The sequence below is a fragment of the Shewanella baltica genome, assembly GCF_900456975.1.
In the GTDB taxonomy this organism is placed as follows: domain Bacteria; phylum Pseudomonadota; class Gammaproteobacteria; order Enterobacterales; family Shewanellaceae; genus Shewanella; species Shewanella baltica.
The window spans coordinates 2814030-2833957 of the sequence record NZ_UGYM01000002.1 but is presented as its reverse complement, the minus strand read 5'-3'; the positions used below and the strand labels follow the sequence as shown (position 1 = coordinate 2833957).

Annotated in this window: 18 protein-coding genes; 11 read left to right on the top strand and 7 right to left on the bottom strand. The window is 45.9% G+C overall.

Features of this window, described 5'->3' with window-relative positions; translation table 11 throughout:
• The first annotated feature begins 231 nt into the window (after positions 1-231).
• The 3 genes from DYH48_RS12945 to DYH48_RS12935 all read left to right on the top strand — a co-directional run bounded on the left by DYH48_RS12945 (position 232) and on the right by DYH48_RS12935 (position 5997).
• The gene (locus tag DYH48_RS12945) at positions 232-1377 is read left to right on the top strand and encodes an exonuclease SbcCD subunit D (protein ID WP_115335006.1); all 1146 of its coding nucleotides are present in this window, start codon (positions 232-234) and stop codon (positions 1375-1377) included.
• Complete coding sequence (locus tag DYH48_RS12940; RefSeq protein ID WP_115335005.1) at positions 1374-4430, top strand: SbcC/MukB-like Walker B domain-containing protein; 3057 nt, start codon at positions 1374-1376, stop codon at positions 4428-4430. Before DYH48_RS12945 ends, DYH48_RS12940 begins: the two co-directional genes overlap by 4 nt.
• 265 nt (positions 4431-4695) lie before the next feature.
• Positions 4696-5997: a peptidoglycan DD-metalloendopeptidase family protein gene (locus DYH48_RS12935; RefSeq protein WP_115335004.1), complete on the top strand. Its 1302-nt coding sequence runs from the start codon at positions 4696-4698 to the stop codon at positions 5995-5997.
• 374 nt (positions 5998-6371) lie between these two features.
• Here DYH48_RS12935 and DYH48_RS12930 read toward each other — a convergent pair whose 3' ends face one another.
• The 4 genes from DYH48_RS12930 to DYH48_RS12915 all read right to left on the bottom strand — a co-directional run bounded on the left by DYH48_RS12930 (position 6372) and on the right by DYH48_RS12915 (position 9485).
• The gene (locus DYH48_RS12930; protein ID WP_107947071.1) at positions 6372-6827 is read right to left on the bottom strand and encodes a hypothetical protein; all 456 of its coding nucleotides are present in this window, start codon (positions 6825-6827) and stop codon (positions 6372-6374) included.
• A 90-nt stretch (positions 6828-6917) separates the two neighbouring features.
• Positions 6918-7442 (bottom strand): M48 family metallopeptidase, encoded by a 525-nt coding sequence (locus DYH48_RS12925; RefSeq protein ID WP_115335003.1) that lies wholly within the window; start codon positions 7440-7442, stop codon positions 6918-6920.
• A gap of 47 nt (positions 7443-7489) precedes the next feature.
• Positions 7490-7927: a DUF3010 family protein gene (locus DYH48_RS12920; RefSeq protein ID WP_006081174.1), complete on the bottom strand. Its 438-nt coding sequence runs from the start codon at positions 7925-7927 to the stop codon at positions 7490-7492.
• A 202-nt stretch (positions 7928-8129) separates the two neighbouring features.
• Positions 8130-9485, bottom strand: coding sequence for a DEAD/DEAH box helicase (locus tag DYH48_RS12915; RefSeq protein WP_115335002.1), 1356 nt, complete (start codon positions 9483-9485; stop codon positions 8130-8132).
• Between the two features lie 249 nt (positions 9486-9734).
• On the opposite strand from DYH48_RS12915, the gene rssA reads away from it, so the two are divergent.
• Entirely contained in the window at positions 9735-10682 is a 948-nt protein-coding gene (rssA, locus tag DYH48_RS12910; protein ID WP_006081176.1) for a patatin-like phospholipase RssA, read from the top strand.
• 130 nt (positions 10683-10812) lie between these two features.
• Here rssA and DYH48_RS12905 read toward each other — a convergent pair whose 3' ends face one another.
• Positions 10813-11826, bottom strand: coding sequence for an NADP-dependent oxidoreductase (locus DYH48_RS12905; RefSeq protein WP_115335001.1), 1014 nt, complete (start codon positions 11824-11826; stop codon positions 10813-10815).
• 147 nt (positions 11827-11973) lie between these two features.
• On the opposite strand from DYH48_RS12905, the gene DYH48_RS12900 reads away from it, so the two are divergent.
• The 7 genes from DYH48_RS12900 (at position 11974) to DYH48_RS12870 (ending at position 18669) form a co-directional block, all read left to right on the top strand.
• A complete protein-coding gene (locus DYH48_RS12900; RefSeq protein WP_115335000.1) occupies positions 11974-12507 on the top strand; it encodes a MarR family winged helix-turn-helix transcriptional regulator in 534 nt (177 codons plus the stop codon).
• 120 nt (positions 12508-12627) lie between these two features.
• Entirely contained in the window at positions 12628-13317 is a 690-nt protein-coding gene (locus tag DYH48_RS12895; RefSeq protein WP_115334999.1) for a hypothetical protein, read from the top strand.
• A 259-nt stretch (positions 13318-13576) separates the two neighbouring features.
• Positions 13577-15694: an anaerobic ribonucleoside-triphosphate reductase gene (gene nrdD / locus DYH48_RS12890; protein ID WP_115334998.1), complete on the top strand. Its 2118-nt coding sequence runs from the start codon at positions 13577-13579 to the stop codon at positions 15692-15694.
• 119 nt (positions 15695-15813) lie between these two features.
• Positions 15814-16275: an anaerobic ribonucleoside-triphosphate reductase-activating protein gene (nrdG, locus tag DYH48_RS12885; RefSeq protein ID WP_115336134.1), complete on the top strand. Its 462-nt coding sequence runs from the start codon at positions 15814-15816 to the stop codon at positions 16273-16275.
• Between the two features lie 114 nt (positions 16276-16389).
• The gene (locus DYH48_RS12880; protein ID WP_006081182.1) at positions 16390-16746 is read left to right on the top strand and encodes a YibL family ribosome-associated protein; all 357 of its coding nucleotides are present in this window, start codon (positions 16390-16392) and stop codon (positions 16744-16746) included.
• 273 nt (positions 16747-17019) lie between these two features.
• On the top strand, positions 17020-17634 hold the full coding sequence (gene ribA, locus DYH48_RS12875) for a GTP cyclohydrolase II (protein ID WP_006087423.1): 615 nt from the start codon (positions 17020-17022) through the stop codon (positions 17632-17634).
• 57 nt (positions 17635-17691) lie between these two features.
• Positions 17692-18669 carry a hypothetical protein gene (locus DYH48_RS12870; protein ID WP_115334997.1) on the top strand — a complete coding sequence of 326 codons (978 nt, stop codon included), beginning with the start codon at positions 17692-17694 and terminating at the stop codon, positions 18667-18669.
• 95 nt (positions 18670-18764) lie between these two features.
• On the opposite strand, the gene DYH48_RS12865 is transcribed toward DYH48_RS12870, so the two are convergent.
• On the bottom strand, positions 18765-19223 hold the full coding sequence (locus DYH48_RS12865) for a FlxA-like family protein (RefSeq protein WP_115334996.1): 459 nt from the start codon (positions 19221-19223) through the stop codon (positions 18765-18767).
• A 292-nt stretch (positions 19224-19515) separates the two neighbouring features.
• A complete protein-coding gene (locus DYH48_RS12860) occupies positions 19516-19899 on the bottom strand; it encodes a VF530 family protein (protein WP_115334995.1) in 384 nt (127 codons plus the stop codon).
• Between the last annotated feature and the right edge of the window lie 29 nt (positions 19900-19928).

The following is a 19928-nucleotide window of genomic DNA, read 5'->3' as shown; positions in this document are numbered from 1 at the left end:
CTTTGCAATAGGTATACTCTTTCAAGGTTTTTGAATAGTATAACCTGTCAATTTTAATGCACTTTTTAGGCTTCTCATTTTTCTATGTGCATTTAAACGCTATGTCTTTATTTAATACGATTTAACCCGATTTGCATGCGTGCAGTGTCTATCTCGTCTGCCTTATTTTTGCGTTGATGTGCCGGCACATGCGCTCGGGTTTAGCGCTACCACTTCTTTAAAAGAGCGATTATGAAATTTATCCACACCTCGGACTGGCACATAGGTCGTCAGTTACACAATCAGTCATTACTGGATGATCAAGCCTTTGTGCTCGAGCAAATTATTGCATTAGCAGATGAGCATAAGGTGGACGCTGTGATTGTGGCGGGGGATATTTATGACAGATCGATTCCGCCAGCAAACGCGGTTGCGCTGTTAGATGATGTGCTCAACCGCTTAGTACAGGATTTAGGTCTGCAAGTGATTATGATTGCCGGTAACCACGATGGCCACGAGCGCTTAGGGTTTGCGGCAAAACAAATGGCGGCAAGTGGCTTATATATTGTGGGGCCCTTGAGTGCTGACATTCAGCCTATTACATTGTCGAGTACAAGTGGTGATGTGGTTTTTTATCCCTTGCCTTACGCTGAACCTGCCACAGTGCGGCAAGTGTTTGAGTGTGAGGCGTCGAGCCACGAAATGGCTATGGATGTATTGCTGGAAAAAGTGCGCCAGCACGATAGCCAAGGCTTACCCAAAGTGGTGATAAGCCATTGCTTTTTGGATGGCGGCAGCGAATCAGAATCAGAGCGGCCGCTCAGTATTGGTGGCGCCGATAAAATATCGCCAAAGCTCTTCACTGAGTTTGATTATGTCGCCCTTGGGCATTTGCACGGACCGCAATACAAAGGCGCCGAGCATGTGCGTTACTCAGGCTCGATTTTGAAGTATTCCTTTAGCGAACAACATCAACACAAGTCGGTGACCTTAGTTGAACTAGGCACGCAAACGCCAATAGATATCCGTTTATTGCCGTTAACCTCGCTGCGTGATGTTCGCATCTTAGAAGGGGAGTTAGACATCTTACTCGCCCAAGGTAAAACGGATACAAACCGTGAGGATTACCTTATGGTCAGGCTCCTCGATAAACATGCCATTTTAGACGCTATGGGTAAACTTAGGGCCGTCTACCCTAATGTGCTGCATTTAGAGCGGACAGGCTTGATGGCGGGGCAGCAGCAAGTTGCTTTGAGCCGGGATCATATCAAAAAAGGCGAGATGGACATGTTTTGTGACTTTTTCTCCCAGGTGTCTGGCGAGTCATTGACGCAGGCACAGCAAGTCGTGATGGATGACCTCCTGACTAAGCTGCACAATGAGGAGCGTCAAGCATGAGACCCCTTAGCCTTTCAATGTCAGCCTTTGGTCCCTTTGCATCGACTCAGGCACTTGATTTTACAGCCCTTGGAACCAATCCGTTATTTCTCATCAACGGGCCCACAGGCGCGGGTAAGACGACCTTGCTCGATGGCATTTGTTTTGCGCTCTATGGCAAAACCACAGGTAATGAGCGTGAAGGTAGCCAAATGCGCTGTGATATGGCCGACGATAGTTTACTAACAGAAGTCACTTTCAGTTTTCAGCTCGGCAGTAACAGCTACCGTATTCGCCGGGTGCCAGAGCAAGACAGAGTTAAAAAAAGCGGTGACGGCTCGACAGTGCAAAAGCCCGAAGCGCAGCTCTATAAAATTGGCGCCGATGGCAATGAAAGCTTATTAGTTGCCAGTAAAGTGTCCGAGGCCACCGCTGAGATTGAAGCTTTGACTGGGCTCGATGTGGAGCAGTTTCGCCAAGTGATGGTATTACCTCAGGGTAAGTTTCGCGAATTATTAATGGCGGACTCTAAAGCGCGTGAGCTGATATTTAGTCAGTTATTTCAAACGCATATTTATCGCCGGATTGAAGATACCTTAAAAAATAAGGCTGCCGATATTAGCGCCTTAGTGAAAGATCAACGCAGCCGCCGCGATGGTATTTTACAAAGTGCGGGCCTAGCATCCGATGACGAGCTAAGCAATGAATTAGCCAAGCTCACGCCTGAACTTGCGCTCGCTCAAAGTGCCAAGGAACAGGCATTACAGCAGCAACAATTAATCATTAAAGCCAGCGATGCCGCCCAGCATCTACTGGCTGAATTTGCGCAGTTTGATGTTTTAACTCAAACCGCTGCAGCGCTCGAGGCGCAGCAAGAAAGTATCGTTGCGCAAACCCATAAACTGAACTTAGCTAAACAAGCGCAGCGTTTAGCGCCTATGGTTGAGGTGTTTTTAGCCCGTGAACAAGAAGCAAAAGCCGCCAATCTCGCCTTTAGCAATGCGCAAACGGCACTGACTCAAGCCAAGCAAGCCTTTGATGATGCCGAGCTCAAAGCGCAAGACTTGCCCGTATTGGAAGCGTCGCTACTGGAACAGGAACAAGCCAAACAGCAACTGAATGCGCTAGGGCCGCAGCTTAGGGAGCTGGATAGACTCAATAAAACCCTCGAGCAAGAGCAAGCACAGTTAGTTAAAGCTAAAGCACAGCTTCAGATCAGTAAAAATGAGTTAACCGCCGCAACCCAAAAACGCCGTGAACTGGAATCGGCTTTGCCACCATTGCAGGCCAACAGCGACACTCGCCTCTCATTGCAACAGGCGCACCAGCAGCAACAGCAGTTATTGTCAACTTATCAGCAATGGCAACAAGTGGCGGCAAGGGTATCGTCGACACAGGCAAAACTTGCCAATGCGAAAGCGCAAGGGCAACAACTCAATGCCGAGCATCAGCAAGCACAGGTTGCGCATAAAGCCCTATTAATGACTTGGCACCAAGGACAGGCAGCCATTTTAGCGCGGCAATTACAGCAAGATGAACCTTGTCCCGTCTGTGGCAGCCAAATCCATCCGCAGCCAGCACAGAGCCAAGAGCCACTCCCAAGTGATGAAGTGCTGCAATTGGCCCAAGACGCTGAAACGATGGCCCAAGAAGTCCTGAGCAAAGCCAGAGCGGAATATCGCGGATTAGATGCACAGTTCAAAATCTTGCAACAGCAATCACAAGATCTCGTGGCCCAATTGGGCACAGCGGTTGATATTTCTCAAGATGAACATGCGCATACCTTGTCGCAATATGCTTTCTCACTCACGCAAGCTGAGCAAGCTCATCAAGATTTGCAGCAGTTACAGCAAGAAATTGTATTGTTGCACGCGCAGGAAACGCATCTGCAACAAAAGCTGGAGCAAGGACAAACACACGATAGTGCGCTGCAATCTAAAGTGGATTTATTGCAGGGGCAGTTAGCGCACATGCAACAAAGTGTCCCACCTGCGCTTGCAACGCTTGAGGCATTAACCGCAGCAATCACGCAAAACCAGCAACAGATAAGCCAGATTAAACAGCAGATTGCTGACGTGAGGGCGCTTCAGCAACAAACAGGGCAAACCTTTGTTGCAGCTAAAGCGGCGCTTAATGGTGCCGAAAATACCGCTGAGGCGGCATTAGTCCAGCAAACGCGTGCCCAGCAGCAACTCAATCAGCAATTAGTCGCAGCGGGATTTACCGACCAACAGGCCTTATTTGCGGCCATGCTGGATGAAGAGCAACTGCATGCATTAGCCAGCGAGATTGAGGCTTACCAGCAGCGCAGTGCTTTGACCAAGGCGCAGTGCGAGCAGTTAGCGATGAAGCTCAAAGATAAAGTGCCACCCGATAGCATTAAGCTCGCTGCCGAGCTTGAGTCGGCGCAGCAAGCATTACACGCAGCAGAGCAGGTATGGCAGTTGCTTCACACTCGCACAGTATTGCTCACACAAACTCAAAGCCAGCTCAGTATTGCAGATACGAAAGCTAAGGCGTTAGACGATGAATATGCAGTTATCGGCACGCTTGCCGATGTGGCGAATGGGAAAACAGGCAATAAGATCAGTTTGCAGCGTTTTGTATTAAGCGTACTGCTCGACGATGTGTTACTCGAAGCGAGCCATAGGCTGCATCTGATGAGTAAGGGACGTTATCGCTTGCTGCGTAAGGAAGATAGAGCAAAGGGCAACAAGGCGTCTGGGCTCGAGTTAGAAGTGGAAGATGCCTACACCTCAAAAGTGCGCCCTGTAGCAACCTTAAGCGGCGGCGAAAGTTTTATGGCGGCCTTGTCCATGGCGTTAGGGCTATCCGATGTGGTGCAAGCTTATGCTGGGGGGATCAAACTCGACACCTTATTTATCGATGAAGGCTTTGGCAGTTTAGACCAAGATTCATTGGAATTGGCGATTCGAACCTTGATGGTTCTGCAGTCTTCGGGCCGCATGATAGGGGTGATCTCGCACGTTTCTGAGATGAAAGAGCAGATAAATACTCGCATCGACATCAATAAAACCTCACATGGGAGCGAAATGACGATAGTTTTGCCTTAGTCGCTCGTTCTCTCAGAGTCCAATAAATAACCTGCTGTTTTGTATATGTTATTTATTGTGACTCTTGCGTGTTTAACATTAGGATAATGTGCGCAAACTGAGTTGAAAATGCCAACTGGCGCATGTTTCTTGTTAATAGTCAGGTAAAAGTACGAAATAGCATTTGTCATAATGGGATTTTTGGGATAAGTTGGAAAAAATTCGGGCTTCCCTCATAGGGACTGGTTCAAAAATAAAACGCAAAGTTAACGAAAGGTGAAAAGCGTTGCAGACAGGCAAACCCAACTTTATCAACTTATCGCAAACCCGTTTGCAGAACTTATCATCGACCCAAAAAAACATTCTATTAATGGGTGGTTTGTTGATTGGCGCTGCTATGTTAATGCCGAATAATGGTCATGTTGTGCCAACTGCTCAGCGTATCCCTGTTGCCCTCGATATTGAAAATATTCTCCCCCAAGTTTCTGAACCTGAAGTCCAAGATCAAGCAACCCTTATTAATAACGCTCCACAGTTTGAGCGAATTATCGTTTCTGGTGATACCTTAAGTGGGTTATTTTCGAAAGCGGGTGTTGATCAGCAGACCATGTATAAGGTGTTAGAAGCTGATTTAAATATTTTGGCACTTGATACCTTATTGCCTGGTAACAGAATGCAATTTTGGCTTGATAACGAAGGCCAATTACAGAAATTAGAACTTTATTTTAACGCTGCTCGCCAAGTGGTGTTTACACGCTATGAAGACGGCAGTTTTAATGTTGAAGAAGTCAACGTTGAAGGTGTTTGGCAAAATCGTATTATATCTGGCGATATTAAAGGTTCATTTTACGTCTCTGCACAAAAAATGGGTTTAGCTGCGGCAGACATTCAGCGGATTGAAGATTTACTCAAAGAAAAATTGAATTTCGCCCGTGATTTACGCGTTGGCGATAAATTCTCTGTTTTGGTAAATGATCAATATGTTGAAGGTGAAGCTACGGGCAGTAGCCAAATTTTAGGCGTGAGTATTAAAACCGGTCGTTCTGAAATTAGTGCATTTCAATATACAGACGGCAGTTATTACGATGCCAAGGGCCAGAGTTTAGTACGTGCGTTCCAGCGTTATCCATTAGCTAAACAACCCCGCATGAGTTCCCGTTTTAATCCATATCGTAAGCATCCTATTACTGGCCGTATTTCACCCCATAACGGAACCGACTTTTCAGTGCCTATCGGGACTAAAGTGATTGCTCCTGGTGATGGTGTTGTTAGTTTAGTGACTGACCATCAGTTCGCTGGTAAGTATATTGTGATTGACCACGGTGGTAAGTATCGTACCCGTTACCTGCATTTATCTAAGGCGCTTGTGCGTAAAGGTCAGCGAGTGACTCGAGGCCAAGTGATTGCTTTATCTGGTAATACTGGTCGCTCAACGGGTCCACACTTACATTATGAATTCCATATCAATGGTAAACCTGTTGACCCGTTAAAAGCGGATATTCCTATGTCTAGCAAGTTAGCGAATCAAGACTTACGCACATTTACCAATATGGTGAAGAGTCGTGAAGCTATGATGAACCTTGGCTAATAGAACTAAGTCTCGCCAAGTCTGAATAAACGATAGTACTGGCTTTTCTTGAAGAGTTTACCAATGCCGATGAAATGCAAATTTCATCGGCATTTTTGTTTCCATCATTCTTCTTGTTGTAGATATTTTTCTGCTATCACAAGTATTCTTACAAGTTGTAAGGAAGCTTTAAATTTATTCGATCCGCAGTACTAGCGATATACACAGAAGGGGATAAATAGAGCGGATGTGGTGAGCTTCAGTTAGGGTGTTATAGCGAGTTATTCTTTTGACAGTTAAGAGACTCAATTTGGCAGCTAATGACCTTTAAAGCTAACTAGCACTCTTTATTAGGGACTGAACAGAACTAAATACGTAGCGTTAAATAGCGTCTATCAGCTTGCTTGGCGTCTTTGCATCACTTTTAATGCACACTTACACAGTTTACCTTTTAGAGCGGGACAGCCACCGCAGGGAGACTTTTTAAAAGGACGTAATGCAAAGCTGTGTTCTGTTGGTAAAGGAGTGAGCCGAGTAATCATAGTCGATGAAAATGTTGCATCATTAGCGGCAATAAACGTAGCCTTTGCCAGTTTTAACTGTTTCTTGAGTGCGGATTTATCGCTATGGGCAAATTCTTGTTGTGAAATGTGCTTCGTGAGTAATTTGGTGAGGTGTTTGCGCTGAGCTTTTTTATTAGTCAAAGATTTATCAGTCAGGGTGTTCAGATGAGATAAGGATGGAATCGCTTTTCCTGAACTTGAAACAGATCTTGCCTGTGTTTTGAGTAACTTTTTAGCTTGTTTTTTACACCACTTGCTCAAAAGTTTATCGATATTCTGTTTCGTCATTGTCGTTACTGAATTCTGCAGCGTGAGATACTTCAATATTCTAAATGAAAACTATTATCAGTCAAGTTGTGGATGAAAAATATACTAAGGTCAAGTGTTGGCTTTATCTGCGCAATAAGGGGATATGTTGGCGTCGATACAGGTTAATAATAAGCGTAAATCAAATTCAAACTGGTGATAATCCGGCTCCATATGGGTACACAAATTATAGAAAGCCTTGTTGTGATCTTTTTCTTTTAAATGGGCTAATTCGTGTACAACGACCATACGCAATAAAGGCTCTGGTACACGCTTCAAACGTGAAGAGATGCGAATTTCGTTCTTAGCTTTGATTTTATTGCCTTGAACTCGCGCGACGTAGGAATGTAAGCCAAGTGCATGATGACTAATGTTAATTTTGTCATCGAAGATCACTTTCGAGAGTGGTGACGACTGGCGTAAAAATTGGTTTTTAATCGCTTGGGTGTAGTCGTACAGCGCTTTATCGCTGCGAACGCTATGTATGACAGGATGACGTTTCAACAGTAGCTTAGGTAATGTGCCAGCATCGAGATGTTGCTGTACCTGCTGTTGAATATCTGGGCTGTAACCGTTTAAGTATTTTAATGGATTCATAGGGGATTTGGCTCCGAATGACTTCGGAGCCTGAGTTATCGCATTACTTAAACTTTGCCGAAAATACGGCGATTTTGCTGGGCGTAAGCGGCTTCAAAAGCTAACTGCTGCACTTTTTTAAGATCTAAACTATCGAAATCAACCTGCGGTGGATTGCGCTTGTTTTGCTCTTTGATAGTGACAGGAGACAGTAAGCTGACAGGTAATTCACCTAATTGAATCGCGGCTTCAAGTTTAAAACTTGTGGCTGAGCCCGCCAATTTACCTTTTTGTTCACGTTCAATGATGACAACTTCATCAACGCGATAATCTTGCATAAGCTTATGAAAAGCGAAGTGAAACTCACGAATAGCTTCTGTGGTAGCAGATTGGGAAACGGTGAAAGACACCTTACGGCATTCTGGCACATTGAAGGTTTCACCTTCATAGCTCAATAAACTGATAATGGCTTCGCCACCTTTTAATTCAACACCACAAACTCTCATGTTACACCTTCAAAATATCGATAATAGCGCTATTGTAGCTGGAAATGACGTGAGGATCAGTGTTTACCCTGCGCTTTTGATTCGCTTGGCGACAGACTGATGCGCTTAGTGCGTCAATTCCCAGTATTCGATCAGCCAATGTGTTGTGTATCAGAAATAAAATCTGATGTTAAATCCACCGGCATGTATGCTTTAATTTGTTCTAAACTTCTTCTGTATCATTGTCTTGTAGCAATTGCGCCGCAGCAGGTTTTCTACGCATGGGTGCATCGCCAATGTCCACGCCCGTGATAAAACGCTTATCCCGTGAAGGCGCCGGTGTGGCTGCTTTGGCTCTTTTACTCTTACCTTTAGCAAGCTCGGCTTTAGCAACACGTTTTGCTGGTGTCTGTTTGGCTTTGCTTTTTAGACCACTAAATTTAGCTTCTAGACCTGGAATCGTACTGATCTCAAAGGTCTTTCTAAGGAACACTTGGACTTTCTTAAAGTTGTCCCAATCTTTTGGTCCGACGAGCGATATCGCATCACCTTTCGCGCCAGCACGGCCAGTACGGCCGATACGATGCACGTATTCTTCGGCAAATTTAGGCATGTCGAAGTTGACGACCAAAGACACATTGAGCAAATCCAGACCACGAGAGGCGACATCGGTCGTCACTAGGACTTGTTGTTGGCCACGGGCAAATTGGTCCATGATTTGGTTGCGTGCGGCTTGCTTTAAATCACCGCTCAGTGCGGCGGTTGCAAAACCTTGCTCAATTAATTTAGCGGCTAAGCGTTCTGTATCTGGGCGCGTCGCAGTAAAGATGATCACTTGCTTGTGTGTTTCATCTTTAAGTAAACGGGCTAACAACGCTTCTTTATGGTCTAAGTGGTCACATAAGAAGATACGTTGGTGAATGTCGTTATGCTCAGAGTGAGCCGCGCCAATCGCCACGTGCGCTGGATTTTTTAACAGCGTTGCCGCGATATCATTGATTTCGTCATGATCTAATGTGGCAGAAAACATCAGCGTTTGACGACGTTTATGATCGGCAGCATCGTTGATGGCTTTTAACTGCGGGGCAAAGCCTAAATCTAACATGCGGTCGGCTTCATCGAGCACGAGTAATTCTAAGCCATTTAGGAATAGATGTTTTTGCTCTAAATGATCGGCGATACGGCCTGGCGTCGCGACAATAAAATGCGGTTCTTTCGCTAGGGCTTTCGCTTGGTCGTTAAAGTTTTCACCGCCCAGAACGCTGATGGCCTTGTATTGGGTGTTGGCGACCAGCAAGCGAAGCTGACTATACACTTGATGTGCTAGTTCGCGGGTCGGTAATAAAATCAATACTCTAGGATCGCGTTTTGACAGTGAGCGGGTAGAAATGACTCTTTGCAATGCGGGTAACAAAAACGCTAAGGTTTTACCTGAGCCCGTTTTTGATGACGCCATTAAATCTTTACCTGCCAATGCGATAGGCAGTGCTTGTTCCTGGATGGCGGTGGGTTCTGTGATCCCCATATGTTTTATGCTTTGAAGCAGACGCTGGTCCAGAGAAAAATCGGTAAATTGCAAAGGTATATCCCCTAAATCTTAGTAAGGGCAGATTATAGCCTTAATCGCCCTAACTCAGCTATCCACATCGGTGATTATCTCTGCTTCACGCGTGGATTTATCGCGAAAGTGTGCCATTTACACTTAGTTGCCGGCATTTGTTTACATCGATGTTACAAGTACTTAATTGCCTTGGTTCCACCAATTGACAGTGGATATGAAAGGATTTTACGTTATCGTGTAGTGGATTGAGTAACAGGAGAATGATTTATGGCTAACGGAACAACCCCTTCGGTTGGTATTGCCTTGGGCAGTGGCGCTGCGAAAGGTTGGGCGCACATTGGCGTGTTGAATGGTCTTGCCGCCATGGGGATCAAACCCGATAAAGTTGCGGGATGTTCGGTGGGCGCTTTAGTGGGCGCCGCGTACGCCCATGACCATTTACCTGAATTAGAAGAATGGGTTCGGAGTTTCTCGAGCTGGGACGTGCTTGGCTTGATGGACATTCGATGGCGTAAAGGCGGTCTTATCGGCGGTGATAAAGTATTTGATGTGCTGCAAGCTCGAATAGGGGATGTGAATATTGAGAACCTCAACCGTCCTTTTGCGGCGGTTGCGACCGACTTGTACTCTGGGCAGGAGATTTGGTTTACTGAAGGGGATTTACGTCAAGCGGTGCGCGCTTCTTGCTCTATGCCAGGGATTTTGGCGCCCGTGAGACAAGGTGACCGCTGGCTTGTCGATGGTGCTGTGGTGAATCCAGTGCCTGTTTCTGTCAGCCGTGCCATGGGCGTCGATGTGGTGATAGCCGTGGATTTATATGGTTATCATTCTGGTCGCATTCAAGTATTGCCGGTGAGCATGACGAGCCAAAAAAACGTTGAAGCTGAAATGGATATGTCAGCGCGACAAGAAACTGGATTTATGGATTTGTTTGCCCGTGGCCGAGATTATGTTAGCAATCTGACCGATAAGTTTTCACTTGGCACTAAATCGAATCCAGGCATGATTGCTGTAATGTCTCAATCTATGGGCATTTTAGAGCAAAGACATAAACGGGCGCGCTTGATGGGCGATCCGCCAGATATTTGTATTGTGCCTGAGGTCGGCAATATCGGCACTATGGAGTTTCACCGTGCTGATGAGGCGATTGCCGCTGGCGAAGCTGCTGTGGAGAAGGTGGCTCACTTGATTGAAGCTGCGTTGTGGAAGGGCTAATCCGTTAAAAGATAAACAGTTGACTATCAAATAGAAAAAGTCGGTACAACTCGCGTTATACCGACTTTTTGCTATCTAAAACTGAGTCTTGCTATCTAAAACTGAGCATTTATGTCGCTTTGATCGCGAGTTACGCTAATTTCACCAACATTTTACCGCGATTCTTACCTTCAAACAGACCGATAAAGGCATCAGGTGCTTGTTCAAGCCCTTGATAAATGGTTTGTTCAGCTTTGACTTTACCTTCAGCTAACCATTGAGCCATTTTCACGGCAAACTCAGGATAATGCGCCCAATGTTCGGATACGATAAAACCTTCTAACTTAAGTTTACGCATCACTATCAGGGCCAAGTTATCTGGACCAGGTGTTGGCGCTGTGTCGTTATACTGCGAAATCATACCGCAAACGGCGATACGACCATGATCTTTCATATTGCTCAGCGCTGCGGCTAAATGCTCGCCACCGACGTTTTCAAAGTACACATCAATCCCTTCTGGCGCGGCTTTTGTGAGCGCTTGGGTGAGATTGCCACAGGTTTTGTAATTGATGATGGCATCAACGCCATAGCTTCGCAGCAATTCCGCTTTTTCGTCTGACCCCACAGAGGCGATTACGCGAGCACCCATCAGTTTACCAATCTGGCAAGCAACACTGCCGACGGCGCCTGATGCGGCAGAAACAAACAGGGTTTCACCTGCTTTTAAATCTGCGATGCGAGTCAGTCCCGTCCACGCTGTCATGCCCGGCATACCAAGCACGCCGAGGAAATGTGAACTGTCTAATTCGGTTTGCGGCAGAGCGGTCAGTCCAGCCGTGTCAGTGACAGCGTGCTCGCGCCAACCTAACATGCTGCTGACTTTAGTGCCTACTGGGAAATCACTGTTTTTAGACGCGATAACTTCACCAATCGCGCCGCCTTCTAAGACTTGATTCAGGGCGAAGGGCGGAACATAACTCTTACGATCTACCATGCGGCCACGCATATAAGGGTCGACCGACATCCACAGGTTTTTAATCAACACTTGGCCATCGGCGAGCGGCGCTAAGGATTGATTTACTAAAGCAAAATTCTCAGCCGTAGGCATGCCTTCAGGGCGACTGGCTAAATGGATTTCACGGGTTTCGGTAATAGTGCTATTCATAAAAAATTAACCTTTTGTTTGTGCGCAAACTAACTGCGTCAACTGTACGTGGCTTCATGACACAATGCAAATACTTTGCGCGCAAACTAGATGCGATGGGGCGGATCGGATAAGATAGCGCTATGTTTGAATGACAGGCGCTTAAACGTGCAAAATTGTTTATCTCACCCAGAGCTCGGATCTACAGAGCAGAGTCAAAACCCAGAGCTACAAAACCCAGGGCCATATAACACAGAGGTACAGAATCCCGAGCCAAGGGATGCACTGTGTTTATCTGATAATGTGTGCTTCGCGCTATATTCTGCCAGCAATGCCTTAGTGCGCGCTTATCGGCCTTTACTCGAGGCATACGAGTTAACTTTCCCTCAATATCTTGTGATGCAAACCCTGTGGCGTCAAAATGGCTGTAGTCAAACCCAGCTATCGGCGGCGACTAAGCTCGATATGGGGACGCTAACGCCTATCGTTAAGCGGTTAGAGGTAAAAGGCTTGATCACGCGTTTGGCCTGCATTGAAGATGAGCGGAAAAAATTGATCACTCTGACGACTCAGGGAGAGGCGATTAAGCATGAAGCCCTAGCCTTGAAGCAAACCTTACTAAATAAAGTGCAGATGGATGCCGAGGCACTCGATTTGTTGAGGCGGCAATGTCTTGCCCTTATTGAAGATTTACAGTCCTAGAGATAAAGCAACTGGTGCTGTTCGCTACCCGAAAATTCAGGCTCTGCACAGATTAATACTTGATTGGCTTAGTTTTTGCTTTAAAACCGTCATTGAGTCTTAGACGCCGAATTTTTGACGATGAATTCTATTTTAAATGCCTTCAATCTTAATCGCAGCAGTACCAGTATCGCCGATGCCTATGGTGCCAATAGCCAAAAGACGAGTACGGCTAAAACCGATGCGACCACTGAGACCAAGAAAACTCAGACGGATGCCGCTAAACCCGACACTGGTAAAGCCGATGAGATAGCGCTGTCGCCACGGGCGCAACGTGCACAGAAAATTCAGTCGATGGCGAAGGATTTTTTTGCCGATGGCAAATTTGGTGTCGCCGATATTCCCGCATTAGTGTCACGTTTACAAAAAGACGGCATTTTATCGGACGTGCAACTCGACCGTTTATCAAAAAACGGTATTACAGTTCCGAGCACAACCACGCCGAGTAAGCAGTCGCTGCAAGATTTCTTAGATGATGAGCTCAAATCATTAGCCAAAAAATCACCGAACACCCCCCTGATCAATACCTTGGTCGATGCGAAAAACGTTTTGACCAATATGGATGATGCTCAGTCGCCGGTGCTCGCCCAAAAAGCCACCAAAGTCCTTGGCCAATTAACGGATTATTTGAATTCCGAGCCACCGCTAACAGATGCCCAAAAACAGCAATGGCAGGGGCTTAAATCTATGATGCAACTCGCTTCGTCTATGGGCTCGCATCAGTCGGCATCGGGCCAACTCAGTAGTTATCTCGCACTCGCTAAGCGTTAATCTTGAGTTATGGTGTTTGATCATCACTGATTTCAGGCATCAACTAGCTGGGTTTAATCAGCAGGTCAAGGCGCAATTTTCAGATAATTGGGCCTAGCTGCAGTTCTGGTTTGTTCTTTTATTTCATCCTAAAAACTATGATCTGGATCATGGACGCCTCACCGTCGTTGTAGCCTAATGCTCTACATATTGTGTTTTATGCTTTTAAAATCACTAGATGTAGTGTTAATTTTTAGGCGAGATGGAGAGGAACTGAACAATGCCAGTCGTAATTAAGCGTGATGGTTGCCGCACACCTTTTGATGAAACAAGGATACGGGATGCAGTGAATGCCGCTGCAAACTCAGTTGGAATAGAGGATGGCGACTATGCAGCGACAGTGGCAGCGTGTATCAGTCAAAGCGTTGCGACCTTAACCGAAGTCGATATCCATCATCTACAGGATGCGGTTGAGAATTTACTGATGGAAGGGCCGTATAAGTCCTTGGCGCGGGTTTATATCGAATACCGTCACGACCGAGATGTGTGCCGTGAAGCGACCAGTAAACTCAACCTCGAAATCCGTGGTTTAGTCGAGCAAAGTAATGCGGCGTTACTCAATGAAAATGCCAATAAAGATTCGAAAGTTATCCCAACTCAGCGGGATTTGCTCGCGGGCATAGTCGCCAAACATTATGCCAAGAGTCATATCTTGCCAAAGGACGTGGTTGCTGCCCATGAAGCGGGGGAGATCCACTACCACGACCTAGATTACTCGCCTTTTTTCCCGATGTTTAACTGCATGCTGATTGATTTGGCTGGTATGTTGACCCATGGCTTTAAAATGGGCAATGCCGAAATCGAAACCCCTAAGTCTATTTCAACGGCGACAGCCGTCACCGCACAGATCATTGCCCAAGTGGCGAGCCATATTTATGGCGGCACGACCATCAATCGCATCGACGAAGTGTTAGCGCCATTTGTCGCTAAGAGCTACGACAAGCACTACCAAATCGCCCTGAATTGGCAGATCACCGACGCCAAAGCCTTTGCCACGGCGCAAACTGAAAAAGAATGTCACGATGCATTTCAGTCTTTGGAATATGAGGTTAATACCTTGCATACCGCCAATGGCCAAACACCGTTCGTTACCTTTGGCTTTGGGTTAGGCACATCATGGGAATCCCGCTTAATTCAGCAATCTATGCTGAAAGTACGGATGGCGGGATTAGGTAAAAATCGTAAGACGGCAGTTTTTCCTAAGTTAGTGTTTGCGATTCGTGATGGCATTAATCACAAAGCTGGCGATTGCAATTACGATGTCAAACAGATGGCACTCAAATGCGCAACTATGCGCATGTATCCCGACATTCTCAATTACGAGCAAGTCGAGAAAGTCACAGGTTCATTTAAAACCCCAATGGGTTGCCGCAGCTTTTTAGGCACCTATGAGGAAAATGGCGAGCTCGTGCATGAAGGACGTAATAATCTTGGGGTCGTTAGTTTAAATCTGCCGCGGATTGCCTTGGAAGCTAAGGGTGATGAAGCGGAATTTTATCATCTTTTAGATGACAGATTAGTCTTAGCCCGTAAAGCGTTAGATACTCGCATTGAGCGACTCAATGGCGTTAAAGCCCGTGTGGCACCAATCCTCTATATGGAAGGGGCCTGTGGTGTGCGTTTGCGCGCTGATGATGATGTTTCTCAAATCTTTAAAAATGGCCGGGCGTCAATTTCACTCGGTTACATTGGCCTGCATGAAACCATGAATGCACTCTATGGCACCCAAACCCATGTATTTGACGATGCACAATTGAGGGACAAAGCCGTCGCTATTGTTGCCTATCTTAAAGCCGCCACAGATGCGTGGAAGGCTGAAACAGGTTATGGCTTTAGTCTGTATAGCACGCCAAGCGAGAGCCTTTGCAGCCGTTTTTGTAAACTGGATGCGAAGCAATTTGGCCTAGTCACAGGCGTGACAGACAAGGGCTATTACACTAATAGTTTCCACCTTGATGTGGAAAAAAGTGTAAATCCTTACGATAAAATTGATTTTGAACAGCCATATCCTGCTATCGCGAACGGCGGCTTTATTTGTTATGGCGAATATCCCAACATGCAGCATAACCTCGAAGCGCTGGAAAACGTGTGGGATTATAGTTATAGCCGCGTGCCTTACTATGGCACTAACACGCCAATTGATGAATGCTACGACTGTGGCTTTACTGGCGAATTTAGCTGTACCAGTAAAGGGTTCACTTGCCCTAAGTGCGGCAACCATGAGCCAAGTCGGGTGTCAGTGACGCGCCGAGTGTGCGGTTACTTAGGCAGCCCAGATGCGCGGCCCTTCAATTATGGTAAACAGGAAGAAGTAAAACGTAGGATCAAACACTTGTAACACTATTATTTTATTCTGCTTGTTAGACTTATTCCGTGGCATCACGTGGCATCAAATCAAATAGTGCCATGGGATAAGTCCCAATGTTAAAAGATGAAATGCACTATGAAGTACTATCAATGAATTACCATCAATATTTCCCTATCGATGTGGTCAATGGCCCTGGTACCCGTGCGACCTTGTTTGTCTCTGGCTGCGAGCACCAGTGCCGCGGTTGTTACAATCAAAGTACTTGGGATCCCCGTTCTGGGCATGTGTTTGATAAGACGATGGAAGATAGGATGATTGCCGATCTCAATGATAAGCGGATTGTACGCCGTGGTTTATCGCTCTCGGGGGGCGATCCTTTATTGCCTGTCAATCTCAGTGCCATTTTGGCGCTCGTCAAACGAGTCAAGGCAGAGTGTAAGGGGAAAGATATTTGGCTGTGGACGGGTTATGTGCTTGATGAGTTGAGTGATGAACAGCGCGCCGTGTTGGCCTATATTGATGTGCTGGTGGATGGGAAATTTGAACAAAGTCTTGCCGATCCAAGTCTCGTATTTCGCGGTAGCAGCAATCAGATCATTCGTTTGTTATAAAAGCGGTAACGAGGATCTGTAACTTGCTGCTATAATCTCAGGCCTTGACACAGACGCTAGCATAATCAGGCTAAGATTTTACTGTGGCTAACTTAGGTAATTTAAGGTAACAGAATGAATTTAAAGCAAGAACTGCAGCAGCTTAACGATAAATTAGATAAATTTCGTCGTAAACTTGCTGCGGCTGAACAAAGAGGCGATGACGTCATTATTGCCCAGTTCAAGCGCGAAATCGCTGCAGTCACTAAGCAAATTGGCAGTGTGAAAGGCCAACAAACCCGCTTATTGAATAAGCAAGGTTCAGATATCAAAGGTTTGTCTTTCCATCGCGCTTTGACTAAAGATGAACAAGCGGACATGGGCAAACTGAAAAAGTCTGTCAAAGGTCTTGTGGTGATCCACCCTATGACGGCTATCGGCCGTGAAATGGGGCTAAAGGAAGTCACTGGATACGCGCCCGCAAAATTTTAATGTGGGTTAGGCTGTCACTGACACGGGATCGAGTGTCGATCGCGTGTTTGTGCGCCTAGTACTTTATGCACAGCTTCGTTTTAATCCATTCCTTCGTGCTGCCCATCGAAAATGACATTCATGTTTGGTTTAGTTGATTAAAACACTAAAGTATTTCTTGATTGTTCAAAAACACTTTAGAATAGTGCGCTTAGTTGGCTAAGTGCCTAATCCTCGTTTGTTTCTAGGGATCTTATTCGTCTCATGGAATGAGAGTTGTCGTTAAGGTTAAGTATGTCGATAAAATATGTCGCGACGTCAAAGTTACCCACTCCTTGGGGCGTGTTTGCCATGCATGGTTTTGAAGATACAGAATCAGGCAAAGAGCATGTTGCGCTCACATTCGGTACGCTCAGTGCGGATGAACCTGTGTTGGGTCGAATTCATTCCGAGTGTTTAACTGGCGATGCGTTATTTAGCTTGCGTTGTGACTGTGGTTTTCAGTTACAAGCGGCGATGCAAAATATTGCGGAAACGGGCAGTGGCTTTATCCTCTATTTGCGCCAAGAAGGCCGTGGCATTGGTTTGTTGAATAAAATCCGCGCCTACGAGCTGCAAGATAAAGGTGCCAACACAGTTGAAGCCAACGAGCAACTGGGCTTCGAAGCCGATATGCGTAAATACGACATGATCAAACCTATGCTGGAACAGATAGGCGTGAAGCATGTGCGTTTGATGACCAATAACCCTCGTAAAGTGAAAGCGATGAAGGAGTTTGGCATCGAAGTGGTTGAGCGCGTACCGCTGCAAGTTGGTAAGAATCGTTACAACGAAGCCTACTTAAAAACCAAATCCACTGAGCTTGGACACATGATGTCTGAATATCATTTTATGGATGAAAATAAGTAGCTTTGTATTTATGATGGGTCGACCGATTGAGTCAGAAATGAGTAAGGTTTAAGTCAATTGAGCCATTTTTTCAGTCGGTTGCCATTATGTTTGTTGTTAACTTGCTTAGTATTTCTGAGCATGGTTCCTGCCGTTTTCGCCAATAGTGCATCCCCCGCCAATACGTTCACACCTGCGGCACTTACATCTGCGTCTCAAGCGAATGATGCTGGCGTGTCTGTTGATCCTGTTTCTATCAGTCACGTGCCTAGCAGTAATGCCAATGGCAGCAATCCGATTGAGTCGAGCAGTAATCCCAATTCTGTTTATGCCTTTGGCAGTTATCTCGGCACTGGTGTGTATCGCGCCGCTAACCAAAATGCGACCGTGGTCAGTATTCCGTTAAGTTTTGATTTAAAGAAAGATAGCGGAAGCCAGACTTGGTTACGTTTACCTATCTCCTTTGGCTTTTTTGATTATTTAGCCAAAGATATCACTGAAGGCGAGTTACCGTCGTCGATAGGCACTATGACCATTACCCCAGGTTTTGAGCACCACTGGCAGGCGAGCGAAAACACTCGAATGGAAGGGTATTTAGATATCGGTTTTGGTACTAACTTCGATAAAAACGATAACGTTGCCATTATCGCCTCAGGGATCAGTAGCTTGTATGATTTCACCCTAGCTGGGCAAGATGCGGTATGGGTGTCGAGATTACGTTTCGCTGGGTACAGTGAGCACTATGGCAAGTTTGCCGATCAATTTGCGGTGTTACAAACTGGCGTGGATTTAGGATTAGCGCCGCGCTGGCAATGGTGGGATCTGCAGGTGCAACCAAGGATCTTTGCTGTGGGTTATTGGTATTTCAATGAGCTCAGATTTATCAGCGAGATAGAGCAAGATACCATAGTTTCAGGCAGTTATGAGGCTGGTTTTTCCCTCGCGTTTTCTAAGCCCCTTGGGGGCGAATTGCTGGGTGTTGATCGTATTGGATTCAGCTATCGCCGTGGTGATGGATTGAACATTTGGCGTTTGATGTTCAGTTTTCCTATCTAAGTAGGGTCAACTAGACGGCTTGAATATGTAAACCGCTTGAACATGTCGATGTTGTGAACATGGCTTAGCTTAGCGCAGTATCATCACCGCTTAATTTAAGCCGATTCCTTTTTTTGGGCTTCGCGCATCTTCTTCTCAGTCAAGGTTGCTATCTGGCTACTCAGCTGCATTATTTGTTCTTGGATCATCTTACGTTGCTGATCAGCGGTCTCTGAGTCATCATTTTCAAGCTTGGCCAACATTTCTTGAAGTGCCTTGATTTGCTCTTTTATTTTTTGGATCTGCTGGTCAATTAACGTCATGGGTTCTTCTGATGAGGCATTGTCGACTTCATTCTTTTTGGCTGAGGCTTTGTCTCTCAAGGTTGCGCCCACATCTGCGGATAAAGCCGCGCGGCCCGCATTAGAAATGGAGACAGTGTCCTGGGTATCTTGTGAGTCAGCGGACTCACTATTCGCTGTTTGTGCGGTGGCTGGTGTCGCTGCGATATATGCGCTTGATATGGCGGTGAAAGCTGAGCCAGTTGCGCTACTGTTTATTCCATTAATATTCATTTAACACTCCATTGATGCAAACTGCGTTGATACTCAAGTCACTATAACAGTCGGTATCGGCCATAGATTTGAAAACTGAAGTCAATTTTTGGTTGTTCAGCTAAAAAGAGTGCAAGCTATTGGTTCAAAATCGATAAGTGAGCGCTATTCGCCGCCAATAGATTAGCGCAAATAGATTGAGGCTGTAGGTGAGTACAAATAGGTTAGTGAAAATAGATCCGCAGCAGGTTAATCACGACAATACAGCCCTTATTTTAGGGCTGTTTACGTTTTATGGCTGCAGAGGCGAAGATTAATTATTGCCCCAAATATGACTGTTTACTGTGCCATTTGAGCTGGGTTTATCACTTTTAGCCGGCTTTTCAGGAGCGGTTTGAGTGGGCTTTTTAGTCGCGACTTTTGCCGCAGGCTTTTTAGCAGCTTGGCTCGCTTCCGCTTTAGGTGGCGGTAACGGTAATTTGTTGGCTCTTAAATAAAGATATTCGACTTTATCCCGCGCCCACTCTGTTTTTCTTAAAAAACGTAAGCTGGATTTGATGCTTGGGTCGTGGGTAAAACAGCGGATGTTAATCCGCTCACCTAATTCTTCCCAGCCGTATTTCTCGACTAAGTAAGTGATGATCGTTTCCAGTTTAATGCCGTGGAGCGGGTTATTCGATTGATTCATATTATGCATGTTGCAGTGTGCTATGGCGTGAGTATAAC